This window comes from Treponema endosymbiont of Eucomonympha sp., assembly GCF_001028545.1.
This window is the reverse complement of record NZ_BBPW01000429.1, coordinates 1-599: the sequence shown is the minus strand read 5'-3', so window position 1 is coordinate 599 and position 599 is coordinate 1. Positions and strand designations below refer to the sequence as shown.

The window sequence follows — 599 nt, the reverse complement described above, 5'->3', positions numbered from 1 at the left end:
GATTCCGCCCGGGGTGTCGGGCGCGGGCGGGCTGGGTAGGTCGGGGGTTTCCGCGGCCGGGCGGTCCCTGAGCCGCGCGAACAGTGGGCTTCGGTAAACCGCTTCGACCGTCGCCTCGTCGCGCCGGAACGGGGTGGAGTTGGGCACGAACACGTCCACGATAATGCGCTCGAAGTGCCGCAAGCCCGCCGTTATGTCCGCCTCTATCATGCCGAGCGTCTGCCCCTCCAGCCCGCAGAGCAGGTTTGCCCACTGGAAGTATCCCGCCGCCTCTTCGGGGAGCACCCGGCCCATGCCTTTCTTGAGCACCGTTTCCCTGAAGTCATAGTCGAACGACTCCAGCCCGACGATAAACTTGCAGGCGACGCCGAACGCCGCGAACGTGTTCCGCACCGACCGCAGCGTGCCGCGGTATGACCAATGCTGCTCAAGCACCAGCGTGCGGATTTGTGCGCGGGCGCAGATCTCGACAATATCGAACAGCGTGCCTGCCGGCAGTATGGCGTTTATCGGGTGAATTATCGAAGTCGTCTACCGTTCCTGCAAAGAAAAACGCTTGGTGCACGCCGGATTCCTGTCCGGTCCGGTCGTGCCGATTT

The 599-nt window shown here is 63.8% G+C and carries 1 protein-coding gene; it reads right to left on the bottom strand.

Annotated features, from left to right (window positions below):
- A partial coding sequence (locus tag AWU74_RS07450; protein WP_202966436.1) for a hypothetical protein occupies positions 1-435 on the bottom strand: 435 nt, incomplete at its 3' end.
- Positions 436-599: the final 164 nt, after the last annotated feature.